The organism is Actibacterium pelagium, from assembly GCF_002285415.1.
Classification (GTDB): domain Bacteria; phylum Pseudomonadota; class Alphaproteobacteria; order Rhodobacterales; family Rhodobacteraceae; genus Actibacterium_B; species Actibacterium_B pelagium.
In genome coordinates this window covers 222,712-238,716 of sequence record NZ_NSBU01000004.1, presented here as the reverse complement: position 1 = coordinate 238,716, position 16,005 = coordinate 222,712, and the positions used below count along the sequence as shown (strand labels likewise).

Sequence of the window (16,005 nt, the reverse complement as noted above, 5' to 3'; positions counted from 1 at the left end):
AATTCCTTTTTGATTCCAAGGGCAAAACACCCCTGCCATTTAAGATAGGGCCAAGGGTCCAAGCCGCCAAGCTTAAGGCTTATACGTCGAGCTTTCGGGTTTCCGTCACTTTTTTCAAAGAATATCGACGACGATGATCGAAATGTTATCCGCGCCACCGCCAGCAAGCGCGATTTGCATCAGCTTGTCGGTCACCGTTTCGATCGGCGTATTCGACAGCGCGTTTTTCAAAATGTCGAACGTAGCGTATTTCGTCAGCCCGTCAGAGCACAAAAGGAATCTGTCGCCGGACCGAAGCTCACCGCGCACCTTGTCCAGTTCCAGTTCACCACCAACGCCGACAGCGCGTGTGATGGCATTGGATTGGGGGTGATGCTCTGCCTCGTCCCATGTCATCTGGCCAGCTTCGACCAATGAGGCGACCACGGAGTGGTCTGTCGTCAGCATCTCGATTTGGCGATCCCGCAGTAGATAGGCGCGGCTGTCGCCTGCCCAGAAGATCATGAAATGCCCGTCCGAAATCATCAGCGAAACAACCGTTGCGCCAATCGTTCCGCCACCGCGGGCTGCGGCCTCTGCCTTGATGGCGTCGTGAGATCGGTGGATGGAATCCCGTAGCGCATGCATCCGTTCCGCAGGGCCAAGCCCGACCGGGATCATGGCTACCGTATCGGTGATCAGCTGACTGGCAAAATCCCCCGCCGCGTGACCCCCCATTCCGTCGCTGACAACCCAAAGTTTCTGCTCCGGCAAGGAAATCACCGAGTCTTCGTTGACCTTACGCTTTAGGCCAACATGGCTTTGGGCTGAGAAACGGAACTGGGTTGTCATGGAGATTGGGCCTCTTTCCAGATGGGGGAGGTCAGATCGAATAGAGCCACCTGTTCGGCACCTTGCGGCAGGCCCTCACATATCAGGCTGCGGCGACCTTCGTTCAGGACGGCGGTCCAGATGCTGGGCGCGTGATAGCGTTGATCGGCCAAGCCCACTGACAGAGGAGCGGCCAAATCGCCTTCTGATTGAGCTTCGGTCAGCGATAGTGTTACGCCCGTTGTTTGCAGGTTGGGAGCAGCGGCAGAGGTTGGTGCTTCAATCGACGCCAGCCGGTCGATCAATACATCGCGGGTCATGTCGTCCCCAAGCGCATCCAAGGCGATGTCTTCCAGCGCCTCGAATGTCGTTGTGGCAGTCAGGTGCGATTGCATGGCCGGGGCCGAGACCGGGCACATCAGTGTCAGTGGAAAACGCCGTCCGACCCGGTCGACCGAAGGCATCAGCACGCCGATCGCCGCCTCTTTGCCTGCCAGCCCGGCTGACAAGGAAAACCGCCAGATCGGCGCGCTCATATAGCTGTCGTCCCAAGTTGGCCCAAGCGCGCCTGCAGCGGCCAGCATGCCTTGCTGCAGCCATGCGTCCCACGACTGTACAAAGCCAGCAGGAGCATCAATGCGGAAGAAATCCCCGACCGAGGGCATCTTACCGAATGCGCCGACCTTTCCTGCCATCAGAACGACTTCGGGCAGCTGAACTTGGTCAGGGCGGGCAGGGCGAAGGGGTTAATCACGGATCCAGACTGTAGCTGGAAGATCGCGATCCGGCCCCCAACGTTGAAGATCACCCGCTTGCGGTCCGATACATTGGTGCGGCGCACCTCGGCCGCGTCCAGCAACCGGAACCATGCCCATGGCCCGTCCTTGCGCATCGTGCTTTCGCTGTTGCGTGACGAAGGTTCAAACGACACCTGTGCGAAACCCACGTTGCCCGGCCAAGTGACTGGCACCGGATTGGTGCTGCCCCCGCGATGCTTGAAGCCAACTTCCTGCCCGTCGATCTGCAACGAGACGGACTTGGCCTTGGGATCCAGCGCTTCAGGCGTAATCTGGAACGCGACAGCCGGGGCGGCACCATTGGCAAAGAACGCCTCTCGGATCTCTGCTGCATATTGCATCTGCTGGATCGAGGTCGGTGACAGGCCCAGATCAACCCCGTTTACCCGCTTCGACGTCCACGGACGCGATCGCGTGTCGAGGTTGCGGATCAGGTGTTGATTGACGAAACCGTCAATCAGGCCACCGGGAGAAAACAGCTTCTGGAAGTCTTGCATCGCCACATCAGCCCCGGCCGAGCGTTTGAACGGATAGCGGTTCGCCAGCGCCTGTTCACAGAAGGGCAGGATATTGGCCTGCCACGCGGCATTGATTGAAGACCGTGTGCCATCGGCGGCAATCCCCGAGGACCCGGTCGTGATCTGTGACGCCCACCGTTGCATCGGCCCTTGAACGCGTGAGGACATTTCCTGGAACTGCAGCAGGGCTGCACCTTGCTGACCGCCGGAAGAGGACCCGCTGAACGACATCTTATTCAGCTCTTGATAAACTTGCGTCAGCGCACCGATTAGCCCGTCCAGCTGCGAAGGTTGCTCTTCCGGGCGTTCCACCAACTGGTGCAGCCAGTCAAAGCGATCTGCGACATAGGCCCCGGGTGGTTTCGGTGGAGTGCCATCAGCCGTGGCGGTCGACTGAAGCGCTTCCATCAGGATCTGCCCTTGGATCGACAGGTTCGACCGTGCCTCAAGCGCGGCAACTGCGCCGACGCCGTCAGACAGAGCGCCAGTTCCAAGAAGGCTCCGATCCTCTGTCAGCTTGGTTTCGTTCGAGATCTCGGTCAGGATGTTCACGATGGGAGAGGTTGGCCCCGACAGTACATTTGTAACTTCGACCGCGTGGCTCAGGCTTTCCATCGGAACGATGTCGATATCCGCAAGGATCGCATCATAGCGCGAGATGTAATCGTTGTAATACAGGTCCAGCACGTCCCGGCTAAGCAGCGCCAGCGCCTGATCGGTCTGTTCCGCCTCGCCTCGCGGGCCCAGAACCCAGCTTTCGCGTTGGATACGTGTGGCGACGCCAAGCGCCTCGGACAGGAAGACATTGTTGAACCCGTCATAGGTGAAGATGCCCTCAATCCCTTCGTTCAGAGGTTTGCCAGAGGACCGCACCAAGACGCGGCTAACGGCAGGGCCGCCCGCGTCGGTCAAACGCCATTTCGGCAGGGCCGTTGCCTGTGCCGAGTTGATGATCCCGTTATAGACCCGTTGAGCCAAAGGCAGTTCAGACAGGATACCCTGCACCTGCTCGACCAGCGGGCCGTTCAGGGCGATTTCCTGCATGGGCATGTCTAGCATGGCGGTCATGTGGTCGGTCAGGTCCGAACGGAACTGCGCCCGCCCCGGTCCTGCAAAGGCCAGAGACCAATCCAGCTGCATCCATTCCATAACCAGATCGCGGTTCATCGGACCTTGCGAGCCCAGCATCAGGTAAACCTTCAGCGCCTCGTACAGCAGATCGGGATTGTTCATGTTGCCGCTGATCTGTTCTTCCAGACGAAGCAGAAGACGGGGCAGTAACCGCTGGTTCAGGGCCGCACGATAAGTCTGCGCGGCCTGCGTGCCGATGACCTCGCCCTGATAAAGCCCCCAGGTCAGTTTGCGTTCTGGGTCTGGATCGGACAGGGCCGGGTTGGCCGGCATATCGCGCAGGCTATTCAGTGCGGTGACAACAGGCACCAAGTCAGTGTCGCCAATCGGACTGGTGGGCAGGGTAACCGCGGCGGTCTGATAGGCTTCTACGCTTTCGGCGGCCTCGGCGATCATCGCCTCGTTGCCCAAATAGCTGCGCACCCAGATTGCGCCCATGCCGATGGCCGCAAGAATGGTCGCGGCAATGGCCGCCCGCTTGGTCCAGCGGTAGCGGCGTTCCACCTTGTCATCGGCCGAGACCAGTCCGGCTTCGTTGAAAATGACCTGTTCGAAAAGACGGGTCAGGAAATAGGACCGGCCAGACCCTTGCCCCGTACCAATCACCTGACGGCCAATGCCGAAAGTCCGGGCCATTCCCATCATCAGACGGTCGATCGGTGTGCCTTCCTGCGTGCCGGAAGTAAAATACACCCCGCGCAACATCTGTCGGTTCTGGTAGCGGTTGTCCTGAAACACCTCTTCCAAGAACTCTTTCGCCACCTGCCGGACCGAAGCCACTTGCGACGGGAAACCTGCGATCAGGGCGCGTCGCTGATGGTCGACCTCTTGCTGCATCCGCTCCAGTGACTGTGCGTTCAGCTGCGACAGAAGCATGCCGAATTCTTCGTCAAAATGGGCAACCGGCGACTGGTCGCCCTTGGTTGAATCCACGGGCAGGGTGAAACCCCAGACCTGTTCGCGGTCTTCTTTACCTAGATTGTCGTGGAATTCGGTGAAGCCTGCGATCAGGTCGGCCTTGGTGAACAGCACATAAACCGGGAAGCGGACACCAAGCTTTTCGCGCAACTCGTTCAGGCGCAGGCGAACCGCCTTGGCGTGGTTTTTCTGCGTGAGCTCGTCCTGCATGGACAGATCTGACAGGCTGATCGCAATCATCGCCCCGTTTATCGGCTGGCGTTTGCGATATTTCTTCAGCAGACCAAGAAAGCCCAGCCACGCGGCATTGTCCGCCTCGGCATCGCTTTCCTGAGTTGTATAGCGGCCTGCCGTGTCGATCAGGACGGCTTCATTCGTGAACCACCAGTCGCAGTTGCGAGTCCCGCCCACGCCGCCAATCGCGGTCTTACCCATTTCGTCAGCCAGGGGGAATTGCAGGCCAGAGTTTACGATAGCGGTCGTCTTACCCGCGCCCGGTGGGCCGATCATGACGTACCAAGGCAGTTCGTTCAGATGCTTGCGCCCGTTCTTCGATTTGCGCAGTTCCGCCATAGCGGTTTTTAACTTGCCACGCAGTTCTTTCACTTCATTGGCGATCATGTCGTCGCTGGTATCCACCGATTCAACGATCTCTTCGGTCATCGCCTTCTCACGCTTGCGACGGATCAGGAAGATCGTCAGCAGGATCGCCAGCGTGATGAACCACAGAACCCCAATCGCGATCCAACGGTTTGTCGCGCCATCAAACGGGCGCCACGTGTCCGAGCCGACAAAACTGCCAAAGAACCAGATCAGGCACGAGAAGATCGCGGCCATAAATATCAGGGCCGTGTAGATCGAGCGGAAGAGGGGAAGGATATAACGTCTAATCATGACTCGTTCTCCTGCACGAGCAGGATTTCAATTCGGCGGTTGCGCGCACGACCTTCGCGGGTGGCGTTGTCTGCAATCGGTTGCTTGTCGGCCCGACCCTCGGCGCTAAGGCGCGAGGGATCGTTCAGGTTCGCGGCAATCGAATTCATCACCGATTTCGCACGCGCCAGCGACAGGTGCATGTTGGACGGGAAACGAGACGAGCGTATCGGCACATTGTCCGAGTGGCCTGCAATAATCACAGGCCCTGGCTGGTCGTTCAGCGCAGTAGCGACGCGCTGGATCGGACCTTTGAATTTATCCTGAAGCTCGTCCGAGCCGGACCCGAACATGCCAGACCCCACCAGACGAATGGTCAGGGTGTTGCCCTGCTGGAAGACCTCGACCAGCCCTTCGTTGATCTCGGGCTGAAGGAAATTCGTCACGGTTTCGATTTGCGGCGGTGGCGGTGGTGGCGGCGGCGGGGGAGCCCGTCGCTGAAGTTCTGCCGGGGTGCCAGCGTCGATAACTGAGAGCTGGCCGATCAGGCGCTCGGTCGAGGTCGACAGCGCATAGCTGAGGCCGGTGAACTGCAGCGCAAGGATCGCCCCGGTCACGGCAATCGAAATCCAGACAATGCGCCAAGCTGACAATTTCCGGAAGGGTTTCATCACCCCTTCCCAGTTGGGCGACAGGTCGCGTTCCACGGGGCCGCGCTGTGCCCGGATGATCCGAGCCAGACCGTTGCGGATTTGCAGGTGTTTGTCCGCGCCACCCTGTTCCACGCGCAAGCGCCCCTCAAACCCAAGGGACAGGCACATGTACAGGAACTCCAGCATGTCGATGTTGTTCGCAGGCTCTTTTTCCAGCCGTGCCAGCAAGTCGTAGAAGCGGTCACCGCCCACGGTTTCACGGTGGAATGTGCCGACCATCGACTGAAGGCCCCAGCTAGATTGCCCGCCCCAAGGCGTGTTGAGCACCACGTCATCAAGGGTCGCGCAAAGCGCGTAGCGCGCGACCTTGACGGTCTGTGCGGGAATGCCTGCTTGAAGCGCACGATTTTCAAAACCGCGCACTTCGGCCACCACGTTCTTGCGCAAGGTGTCGGGGTCCATGTGCTGGGCGCGGTTGCGGATACGGCTGATCAGTGAAAACAGCGTGGTCGCGCAGGCGTTCAGACGATTCATGCCGGTCTGAGAGGCCTGCATGTCGCCTCCACCCGATGGCTGTCGCGTCGACGCCGGTGCCTGCTGTTGAGGAACGCCATATGCGTCACCTGCTGGTGTGGCCGGGTATTCTGGCGCAGGCATCGGTGCTGCCGCAGGTTGCTGCGGGGCCATACCGCGACGACCGCCCGGATTGGGGCGGATCACCGTTTTGTCGGTATCATCGGGTTCTGCAAACGGATCGTCACCATGCATGGGACTGTTCCTTCAAAATCAACTGTTCCGGATTGCCCAGAGTTCCATTTTCAGGCCGGGATATTCCCCCGACACGTGTACGGCGATGCCACCCGAGGTTGTCATCTTGCGCCAATAGGGGCTGTCGCCATCCATTTCAAAATATACGACCCCCGCGTGATACGGGATCTGGCGCGGGGCGACCGGCAAGGGTCTCAGTGTGATGCCCGGCAGCGCCGAGTTCACAAGCTGGCGAATTTCCTCGACCGGGCCGATCTTGCACTGACCGGCGAAATGACGGCGCACATCCTCGGCGGGGATATCGGCGTTGACGGCCAGCACAAAGCCCGCGTTGCCCAAAAGCTTGCGGTCGGCAATAACGCCCACGCTGATGCCGTACTTCCGTGGCTCGAGTGCGATGGAAATCGCAGTCTGCTCCAGCACCGAACTAAGATACTGGCGCAGGGCGCGGATCACCGGGGCGTAGGTCTCGGTCAGCTCATCATGTGCATAGGGCGGAAATTCGGGCGTCGCCTTGTCGTCGCTCATGAACGTCGCAAGCTCACCTGCGAGCGAGACACAGGCCTTGTAAACGGCCTCGGGATGGGCGTTCTCGATTTGCGCGAGATGCCGGAAGAGCGGCAGCGACTTGTTCACGCACATCAGCAACAGGAAGTCTTGAATCTCTGCCGCGCCCTTGCTGGGGCCGCTTTCAGACAGACGACCGGACAGGGCAGTCATACGGTGGGCCAGAAGCCCCTCCAGTTCATTCACAAACCCGGCCAGCGGCTGCGCGGCGCGGATGTCCAGACAGCTTGGGACAAAGCCACGATCAAGCACGATCTCTTTGTCGGGACGTACTTCGATCACTTTGGCGATCGGAATGGCCAGTTTGTCGGCCAGATCATCCACCGCCAATGCGAACTGCAAGCGCATCTTACCGACACCAATAGTGACCGGCTTTTGCTCTTTGCCCATCGTGTCGGTGATTTCCTGTTCAGACGGGCGCAGTCGGCTGGCTGACATTTCGGCGCCTGACATGTCGACCTCTGTCGCACCCTGACGACGTTGCGGAACGGTCAGGTAGACCACGCAATCCTTAATCGTGGTCGGCACCTCTAGCGCGGGCGGGTGGTCGTCGGTTTGCGGTACGCGGAACACAGTTCCGTCGTGGGTCAGACCCGAGGCGGACTTGATCGCAAACTGTCCGATCTTCAACGCTTCGTCGTCGATCTCTAACTCGTTCACTCCCCAGGCATAGGGGCTGATACGCCGCGCCAGACCGGCGACCAGCGCCTCTGTATAGCGGTCGGCCTGCTGAAAATGGTGGGGCTGTAGAAACAAACCCTCGGTCCAAAGCACCTTGCTGTCCCAGGACACGTAATACCCTCCTGCTGGCGCCTAACGGCGCTGATCGACCTTGTTGGCCGCTTATTTCAGTTTATCCAGTTGCTCTTTATACGCACGCGCAAATTCGCGGCTGAAGAGCTCGTGGAAATCGTTTTCTGCCTGATCCGAAATCTCGGCATACATCTTTTCGTAAACTTCCCAGTACCGGGCTTTCTTGCCTTTCAAGAGGCCGCCTAACCCGCCACCTGATTCCAGCTTTTCCTCCAAAGCTGCTGGATCAAGTTTGGACAGGACACCTTTCAGGGCGGCCTCCATCCCTGTGACCATCGCGACCTCATGCGCCTTGATGTCATTCAAGGCCTGTTCAGTCGCGGTTTCTGCACCAAGGTAGCCCTTGGTCGCGGGCTTCACCAATGCTTCGATCGCCTGTTCGGGACTGATCGAGAACTTCAGCGGGTTGTTTCCGCCTGCGCTGATCATGGTCTGCTCAATGCGGAATTCCGACTTGATCGAGGTGCGCGTCATAAGGATTTCGCGCAGGCCTGTGATCATAGCCTTCATCACCCGGCCCATGCGGGCCATCGTGGTTTGCAGGTCGTCGTCACTGATTGCGATCTCGTCATCCGAGACGGATTTGAGGAACGCCCTCGCCGCCGATTGGTCGCCGGACATCAGGGCTGGTGTGACCTCTGTCTTCTCGCTTTCCGCCAGGGGTTCGGCGGGCGGGGCCGGGGCTACTGGGGGTTCGGGGGTTGGCGCGGCGACAGGCGGAGCGGGAGTCGCAGGGGGCGGTGCGGGCGGATCTTCCGGCGTATCAGGGGCCAGAAGATCGTCCCAGTCGTCCGGGATCATGTTGCTCGACGCCCCGCCGGACGCGAAGGAATCCGTCACCGAAGGGTTATGATGCGGAGCACTGGCGCCTTGCCCATCATTTCCGTCTGCGGGTTTTTGAAAGAACGGGTCTTCCTCTTCCCCAACAGGCGGCAGAAGCTCGTTGATCGGATCGGTGTAATCCAGTTGCGAGGGTCCTTTTGGCCCCTCAGGAGCGCCCAGTAGATCGTCCAGAAAATCGCCTTCGGGTCCAGAGTCATCCAGCAAAGACATCGGATCCGGCGCGTTTTGCGCGACGCCGGGAGAGACCATATCCTGGCCTAGCGGATCCAGCATCTGCCCGCCCACATCGGCCAGTTCGTCTAAAATTTCGACCACCATTTCATAACCGCCAACGCTGAGGATGTCGCCGTTGTTCAGGGGGGTCGGGGTCTTGCCCAAGGGGATCTTGGAATAGTTCAGGAATGTCCCGTTGGTCGACAGGTCGACGATCATGACATTGCCGTTGTGATCCTCGATCACAAAGTGGTTCTTTGACAGTGTTCGGTCAGGGTCGGGCAGAACAAGATCGTTGGTGGGACCGCGGCCTACGGTCAGGCTACCGCCCCTCATCTTCAGCGGGCGGGCATCGCCGGGGACAAGCCCCGTAGACTGGAATTTCAGCGTTACTGGCATACGACGTTTAACCGCCCGTCAGGACGGTGAATTCTCCTTTAATAATGAACCCACCACAAGCACAGTTATCCATCAAGCGCGCAGCTGGCAATTTGCCAATCAACACAGTTCCGGAACCCTTGATGATAGGATGTGGCGGTGCGGCTGTAGCCAGGTCTGTCATTCTGGCCGCAGGCAACTTGCCGACAAGAACGGTCACCTCGCAAGGTGGAAGAATTGGCGCAGGTGCACCCGGCGGAGGTAAGGGCGGGCCGGGTGTCGCGGGCAGCAAACACCCGTGCATGTCTGTGACTCTGGCCTGTGGAAACGTCATGCGTTTTCGTCCTTCTGTTCAGAGGAAGGCTCTACCCGGCCATTGCCTCCGCGCGCGATGTCCAGCGCCCGGTCGATCAAAAGCTGGCCATGCTCTTCAAATCTATCAGACAATTCGCCCAAGGCTACCACGTTCATTGCGAATGCCGCCACTTCCGCGGCGCCAGCTGGGGCCGGATGTTGCGCAAGATCGCCAGTACCCAAAGTCCCATCGGAATAAAGTACGCTGATGGCACAGTTGACCGTGTCGTCATCCACGTCGGCAAGGTCGATGGTGGCCCGGGCTGCATCACGGCTTTCATCCGAAGGTTTGAACACCCAGGCCTCGGCCGCCACCAGCGGGGGTGGGTCATTTTCGGACTTTGGCCCGATATAGTCCCGTGCCGCCAAACAGGCCCACCAAACGCGTTCCCGAGCGGGCAGCATGATCGACAGAAGCCGCAGCATATCGATCATCGCGCCCTGAGATTCCAGCTCGGCCAGCACAACGTCCGGGGCCGCGCTGGCCGGCGCCTTGATTGGCGTCGCAAGTCGGGTGTTGGCATTTGCCAGAAGTCGCGCCGCTGGTTCGCGGGGGACTTTGGTCAGGTTTGCAAATCGTTCGCTCATCACCCGACCCCTTAGTTGATCATCGTCAGGCTGCCCTTCAGGGTCAGCATGCCGTCAGCTTTAACAGTGGTCAGCGGGCTCTTCATTTCTGCCATGGCGTCGCCCTGGATCTTGACCATCGGCCCCTTGATCGTGATGCCAGACGGGTCGATCTTTATCGACGAGCCGCCGACCTTCAGCTCGATCTTCTGGGCGGCTGTCATCTCGATTTTGCCAGCACTTACATTGACCGTCATGTTCCCGGTCTTGACTGTGGTGGCATCGTTTCCGGTGATTGTTTTGGTGTGCTTACCTTCGATCGTCTGGGTTTTGTCCTTCTTGATTTCGATGGTCTGACTGCCAGTCTCGATGGAAAAGGTCTGGTCCCCTTTACCAATTGTTGTTGTCTGGTTGCCTTCTTCAATCAAAAGAGTCTGGTTACCTTTGTTGATCGTGTAGGTCTCATCCCCCTTTTCAACCGTAAACGTATGGCTCCCTTCTAGCAGGGTTTCAGTTTTGTGATTGTGGATTGTCTGGGTGAGATTGCCCTCAGCCTTCTTTTCAAGACCGATTGTGATGTCGGCATTATTCTTGATGATGCCCAAATAATCTTTCTCGGCCTGAAAGCGGACAAGCTCTTCGTCTTTCTTGTCCTCGAACATCAACTCGTTGAAACCACCGCCCCCCTTGGAGCTGTTGGTCTTGATCCCAGACTGGGTTTGGTTGGCTGGCAACGTGTAGGGTGGCATCGTGTCCTTGTTGTACAGCATCCCGGTACAGATAGGTCGATCCGGGTTGCCATCTTCGAATTGGATCACAACCTCTTGCCCGATGCGCGGTATGTGGATCATGCCCCAGTTCTTGCCAGACCACGGGGTAACCACCCGCACCCAGCATGAAGACTTGTCGTTCTTCTTGCCGTCGCGATCCCAGTGGAATTGAACTTTGATACGACCGTGTTCGTCAGTGTGGATCTCTTCACCTGACGGGCCGACAACCAACGCTGTCTGCAGGCCCGGAATCTCTGGCCACGGAATTGTGCGTTCGTTGCGGAACGGGTTGGTCTTCAGAACGGCTCCGAAAGTGCAGTTGTAAACATCCCCCGCCATCTCTTCCGGGAAGGGGTCAGGGCCCAGATCAAGGTCTCTGCGCTTTGAATCTTGCTTGTAGTCCGATTCCGTCTGCAAGTAGTGCACGGCCTCAGAGATCAGGTATTCCTTGTTATAGGCACTCGCTTCGTGATCGGTTAGTTTGAAGGTCTGCCCGGTCGCGATCCGCGGCACGTTGCCGGCCCCGCGGTATTGCATGGCCTCGGTATCCTTGGCGTCCTGTCGGGCCTGGGCAAATTTCGTGCCCATACCAGTATCGGCAGCATCCCCCTTGCGATAGCGACCGGGCACGTCATAGGCCTCATAGGATTTGTGTTTATGCTTGGCTGTCGTTCCCTCCTGAGCTTTGACCTCAAGCTTCGCCTTAGGGGTGACAAATTGATAGTCGTCCAAAGAGATTTTGCCCGTTCGCACGGCGCGTTGTTGCGTGAACTCAGCGATATATTCACCAGTCACACTGTCACTTCTTGGACGATACTCGATGTCAGCGCCACCTTCGACCGGCGTCATGCTGCTGCCATCGTCCATGATGACCATTTTCGCCTTTGAGTCCTTGTAGTTGAACCAATAGGTCATGCCCTCTTCTTGCATAAGGCGGCTGATGAAATCGAAGTCGGTCTCGTTGTACTGAACGCAATAATTCCGTTTGTTCGTGATGGCATTCGCGCGCCATTCGTAGTCACTGAAACCGTGATCACCGAAGACTTCAGTAATAATTTCTTTGGTGGTTTTTTCCTGAAAGATGCGGTTGTCACGCACCTGAGTCAGGAACCATGGCCACGGACGCACTTCAGCAACCAGCTGCATGTACCCATCAAAAAGCCCAAGGTTTTCGACAGATACGCAATGGCCACTAAATTTGCGCTCGATCTCCGAGGTCGTGTCGAGGTGCAGCGTCATGGTCTGCCCCAACAGATCTTCAATATCGACCTTGGTGTCGGAGGATTGGAACTCGATCCGGATATCGGTCAGCGTTCCAAGCTTCTCTTTCACGATGGCCCTTCGGACCTGCAGTTTTTTGACAGAGTAGCTTCCGGACATCCAGAAGATGACCTTGTCATGCTCTTTGCTTTCTACCATGGTTCATCCTTTCGCGCGTTGGTGACCCTGTCACCCCGCGAGCTTGATGGCCGAACGGGCGGCAATTGCCCCTGCACCGTAATTGGTGCGCCGGGCCCAGCCCGGTTCGGCCCGCAGACACCGGCGCCATCGAAATGAACGGCGATTGCCCGGTCCTGCGTGGGTTCATCAAAATGTTCTGCGCAGAAGAATATGCGCGACCTCCGGTAATAGGAGGATAAATTGGTACCGGCGGGCAGGTGTCCCATTAGAGGCCCTCCAGCAAAGCGGCCAGTTCTGCGTCCATATCATCATCGTCCGCATCATCAGCGTCATCATCGTCCCCGAAGCCGGCGAGCAGATCATCCAGATCTCCCAAATCGCCATCGTCATCCGAACCAAGGTCCAGATCATCAAGGTCGAGATCCTCTGCAGCCTCGTCAGCCGCAGCAGGTTTCGGTTTGGGTGGCGAGGGCGGGGGCGGTTCCACCCCGGTCCACGGCCCAAGAATTTCTGACCCGCCAAGCGACTGGAACGAGGCAAGGCGCACCTCGTCCCGACCCTTCATCGACACGACGGGCATATAACCCCGCACCATGACCTTCTCGGTGGTCTCCAACGTCAGGTTGCGCTCGGTACAGGGCAGTTGCACCTGATCGCCGAAGCGATCGGTGACAAAGTGATAGGGCATCTCGCCCATCGACATGATCTTGCCAAGCTGCATCGCCTTGCCGTGGGTCTTGAACGACTTGGCAAGAAGGATCGCGATCAGAACAACGGGATTCGCCCAAAGCATTCCCGACAGGCCTTCCTGAGGGGTAAACTCTTCGAAGTCGAATTCGTAGATCGGCTCTGTCTTCTGGCCATAAGGGCGGCGCAGCAGGAACCGGGGGCTGACGACGCCCAGATGTCCGGCTTCTGGCATGCCGCGCAGGGTGTCCCAGGCCTCGGCCACCAGCGGGTGACGGTCTTCTTTGGCGGTGTCCAGAAAGGCAGGGGTAATCGCGCTGAAGAAGGGCGCGTCCAAATGGGCAGCCACCCGGCCAATCCGGCCAAGGATTTCTGCGTGTGGCGGCGTTTCCTCGAACGTGTACATGCCGATCAGGGCCGAGAAACCGCCGCGCCCGTTTTCCTCGTCCAGCGGGTCTTCGGTCAGTAGGCGCATTACGCCGCTCTCAGTCAGGTCGGTGGCGGTTGCTAGATCGGCGGCGATTTCCTCGGCCGAAATGTCATATAGCACCACGTCCAGCGTATCGTCGGTTTCGATATTGCGCGCGATCATATCAAGCGATCGCCACTGTGCCTCAATCGACTGGAATTCGGGGTGATGCAACACCAGCCGCATAGCGGAGGACAAGGCCTCGTCCACGGCCCCCTGCATCGCCATCTGGTCTGCTGACGGGATCGCCTTGATGTGGGGCCCGACGACACGGGCAATCAGATCATCCACGGGCGAGGCTTCTTGGGCGCGCGGTTTTGTGTCCCCGATCAGTGTCTGGAAATCACTAAGGCGCAGGTCGGCTGGCACGGCATTTCCGCCGGACCGAGATTTGGGTGGTTTCACCTTCTGCCCAAAGGTTTCACCCCACTCGGTCAATTGCTTTGCGGCATTCGCCGCCGTCGCTCCGCTGGTCAGTTGGCTTTTCAACGAATTCAGTGCGTCGAACAACTCGACCTTCTCATACAGTTCGTCGGGATGTAGGTCGTCCAGCTCTTTCAGCGTGACCTCGATCCCCGCTTCGTCCTTGCCGATGGGCAGAACCAGCGTGGTCGCAAAGCTTTCGATCACGTCCTCGACCGTATCCACGTCCAGCATCACACCTTTTCGTGCGGCCAGTGCATCCCCGGTCTCGATCAACCCGCGCGCCGAACGGCCCGAGAAATCACCCATCAGCGCGATCCTGAACCGTTTCCGGTTCAGCTTGGCTGCATCAGGCCGGTCAGCACTAAGTGTCCCGAAGGCAAACTCGGGCTCATCGGTCATCGTGGCTTTTCCGGTCTCGCTCATATCCGCCTCGGCTGCGTCGCTCGGGTCATCGCCGTCCAGATCCGCAAGCAGTGCGTCCAGATCTCCGTCGTCATCTGCTTCGTCGTCGTCATCGCCCAACGAGGCTAATAGTGCATCAAGATCATCACCATCCTCCTCGGCCGGCTCTTCCTCTGGCTCTTCGTCCAGAAGATCGTCAAGAAGATCATCGACTTCGTCCATATCCTCATCGTCGTCCGACGCGTCACCCACAAGGTCCCCCAGAAGGTCATCCAGATCGCTGTCTTCTTCTTCCTGATCTTCGGCGTCTTCTTCACCCATCGCCAGAAGTTCCGAAAGATCCGGGTCATCCTCGGCCGAAAGGTCTGCCAGCAGATCATCAAGCGGATCATCTTCGGCCTCTGCTTCTGCAGGGGCTTCAAGACTGGCGAGGATGTTGTCAGTCGCGTCCTCGGCTGCGGGATCGTCCAGATCGCTGGCGCCAAGATCAGCCAGCAGGTCATCCAGCCCGTCGTCCTCAGACGCAGTCTCTGCGTCGTCGGTCAGATCAGCGAGGATATCGCCCAAATCATCTTCTTCCGGTTCCGCCACATCGACGGCTCCGAGGTCGGCTAAGATGTCATCTACCCCGTCCTCTGGCGTGTCTTCCGACGCCTCCTGTGTCAGGTCGGCAAGGATATCGTCCAGACCGTCGTCATCCTGCTCAGCCTCAAGTTCTGTCGCGCCCAGGTCCGACAGGATGTCATCCAGCCCATCGTCTGCCTCGGCCGCTTCGGGCGCAGATTCAGCCAGTCCCGCCAAAGCGTCTTCGACAGAAGAATCTTCCTCGTCGTTGGGTAGGTCCGAGGCTAATAAGTCATCGAGAATGTCACCCGTTTCGTCCGCCGCCTCTTCGTCGGTCGGCGCCGCGTCCGCCAAGTCGCCCAGAGCATCATCCAGTGCGGTGTCTTCAGTGTCCTCCTCTAGATCGAGATCGGCCAGTCCCGCAAGGATATCGTCGGCGTCATCTTCTTCTGCAGTCTCTTCCGGGACCGCGTCCGCCAGCCCTGCAAGGATGTCATCTGCATCATCTTCGGCTTCCTCTTCGATACCAAGATCTGCAAGCCCGGCGAGAATGTCGTCGGAATTGTCGTCAATCTCTTCCTCGGGGGCTGCTTCTGCCAATCCTGCAAGTGCATCGTCGAGCGCGGTGTCTTCCACTACCGGAATTTCTGGCGCGTCAGCCGCAAGATCGCTCAGAACATCTGCAGCGGTATCGACGTCTTCCGCGGTATCAGGGGCGGCTTCGGCGAGCTCAGAGAGAATATCTTCAGCGGAGTCTTCCGCTGCTACCTCTTCTGGAGCAGCATCCGCTAGACCCGACAGGGCGTCATCGACACTGGTATCCTCGATTTCTTCCTCAAAACCGGCTTCAGCCAGTTCCGCCAAAACATCTGTTGTGGTGTTGTCCTCTGGAACCTCTTGCGGGGCGTCCGCCGACAAATCAGCAAGGATATCTGCAGAGGTATCGGTTTCGGGGGTGTCTTCTGGCGCAGCTTCGGAAAGGCCCGCCAGCGCATCCTCGACCGCCGTATCCGGTTCGGCGTCTTCTGGCGCGATATCCGCAAGTTCGGCCAGAATGTCACCGGCTTCGTCCTGTTCATCCAC

General features: G+C 58.6%; 10 protein-coding genes. All 10 read right to left on the bottom strand.

Features of this window, described 5'->3' with window-relative positions:
• Window positions 1-114: 114 nt before the first annotated feature.
• Complete coding sequence (locus tag CLM58_RS01390; RefSeq protein WP_095594124.1) at window positions 115-831, bottom strand: PP2C family protein-serine/threonine phosphatase; 717 nt, start codon at window positions 829-831, stop codon at window positions 115-117.
• Complete coding sequence (tagF, locus tag CLM58_RS01385; protein ID WP_095594123.1) at window positions 828-1,505, bottom strand: type VI secretion system-associated protein TagF; 678 nt, start codon at window positions 1,503-1,505, stop codon at window positions 828-830. The genes CLM58_RS01390 and tagF overlap by 4 nt, the downstream gene beginning before the upstream one ends.
• Complete coding sequence (tssM, locus tag CLM58_RS01380; RefSeq protein ID WP_095594122.1) at window positions 1,505-5,068, bottom strand: type VI secretion system membrane subunit TssM; 3,564 nt, start codon at window positions 5,066-5,068, stop codon at window positions 1,505-1,507. The genes tagF and tssM overlap by 1 nt, the downstream gene beginning before the upstream one ends.
• Window positions 5,065-6,468 carry a type VI secretion system protein TssL, long form gene (tssL, locus tag CLM58_RS01375; protein ID WP_095594121.1) on the bottom strand — a complete coding sequence of 468 codons (1,404 nt, stop codon included), beginning with the start codon at window positions 6,466-6,468 and terminating at the stop codon, window positions 5,065-5,067. The genes tssM and tssL overlap by 4 nt, the downstream gene beginning before the upstream one ends.
• Window positions 6,469-6,486: 18 nt before the next feature.
• Window positions 6,487-7,827, bottom strand: a complete 1,341-nt coding sequence (tssK, locus tag CLM58_RS01370; RefSeq protein WP_095594120.1) for a type VI secretion system baseplate subunit TssK — start codon at window positions 7,825-7,827, stop codon at window positions 6,487-6,489.
• A 51-nt stretch (window positions 7,828-7,878) separates the two neighbouring features.
• Window positions 7,879-9,303, bottom strand: a complete 1,425-nt coding sequence (gene tagH, locus CLM58_RS01365; protein ID WP_095594119.1) for a type VI secretion system-associated FHA domain protein TagH — start codon at window positions 9,301-9,303, stop codon at window positions 7,879-7,881.
• 7 nt (window positions 9,304-9,310) lie between these two features.
• Window positions 9,311-9,586: a PAAR domain-containing protein gene (locus CLM58_RS01360; RefSeq protein ID WP_229666210.1), complete on the bottom strand. Its 276-nt coding sequence runs from the start codon at window positions 9,584-9,586 to the stop codon at window positions 9,311-9,313.
• 26 nt (window positions 9,587-9,612) lie between these two features.
• Window positions 9,613-10,224, bottom strand: a complete 612-nt coding sequence (locus tag CLM58_RS01355) for a DUF6931 family protein (RefSeq protein WP_095594117.1) — start codon at window positions 10,222-10,224, stop codon at window positions 9,613-9,615.
• An 11-nt stretch (window positions 10,225-10,235) separates the two neighbouring features.
• Window positions 10,236-12,392 (bottom strand): type VI secretion system Vgr family protein, encoded by a 2,157-nt coding sequence (locus tag CLM58_RS01350; protein ID WP_095594116.1) that lies wholly within the window; start codon window positions 12,390-12,392, stop codon window positions 10,236-10,238.
• A 247-nt stretch (window positions 12,393-12,639) separates the two neighbouring features.
• Window positions 12,640-16,005, bottom strand: coding sequence for a type VI secretion system contractile sheath domain-containing protein (locus CLM58_RS17455; protein WP_373286810.1), 3,366 nt, complete (start codon window positions 16,003-16,005; stop codon window positions 12,640-12,642).

Bases quoted from the DNA above. Each gene is read 5' to 3' on its own strand.
- tssL (WP_095594121.1), bottom strand. From the start codon at position 6,468: ATGCATGGTGACGATCCGTTTGCAGAACCCGATGATACCGACAAAACG.
- tagH (WP_095594119.1), bottom strand. From the start codon at position 9,303: ATGCCAGTAACGCTGAAATTCCAGTCTACGGGGCTTGTCCCCGGCGAT.
- tagF (WP_095594123.1), bottom strand. From the start codon at position 1,505: ATGGCAGGAAAGGTCGGCGCATTCGGTAAGATGCCCTCGGTCGGGGAT.
- CLM58_RS01350 (WP_095594116.1), bottom strand. From the start codon at position 12,392: ATGGTAGAAAGCAAAGAGCATGACAAGGTCATCTTCTGGATGTCCGGA.
- CLM58_RS01360 (WP_229666210.1), bottom strand. From the start codon at position 9,586: ATGCACGGGTGTTTGCTGCCCGCGACACCCGGCCCGCCCTTACCTCCG.
- CLM58_RS01355 (WP_095594117.1), bottom strand. From the start codon at position 10,224: ATGAGCGAACGATTTGCAAACCTGACCAAAGTCCCCCGCGAACCAGCG.
- CLM58_RS01390 (WP_095594124.1), bottom strand. From the start codon at position 831: ATGACAACCCAGTTCCGTTTCTCAGCCCAAAGCCATGTTGGCCTAAAG.
- tssM (WP_095594122.1), bottom strand. From the start codon at position 5,068: ATGATTAGACGTTATATCCTTCCCCTCTTCCGCTCGATCTACACGGCC.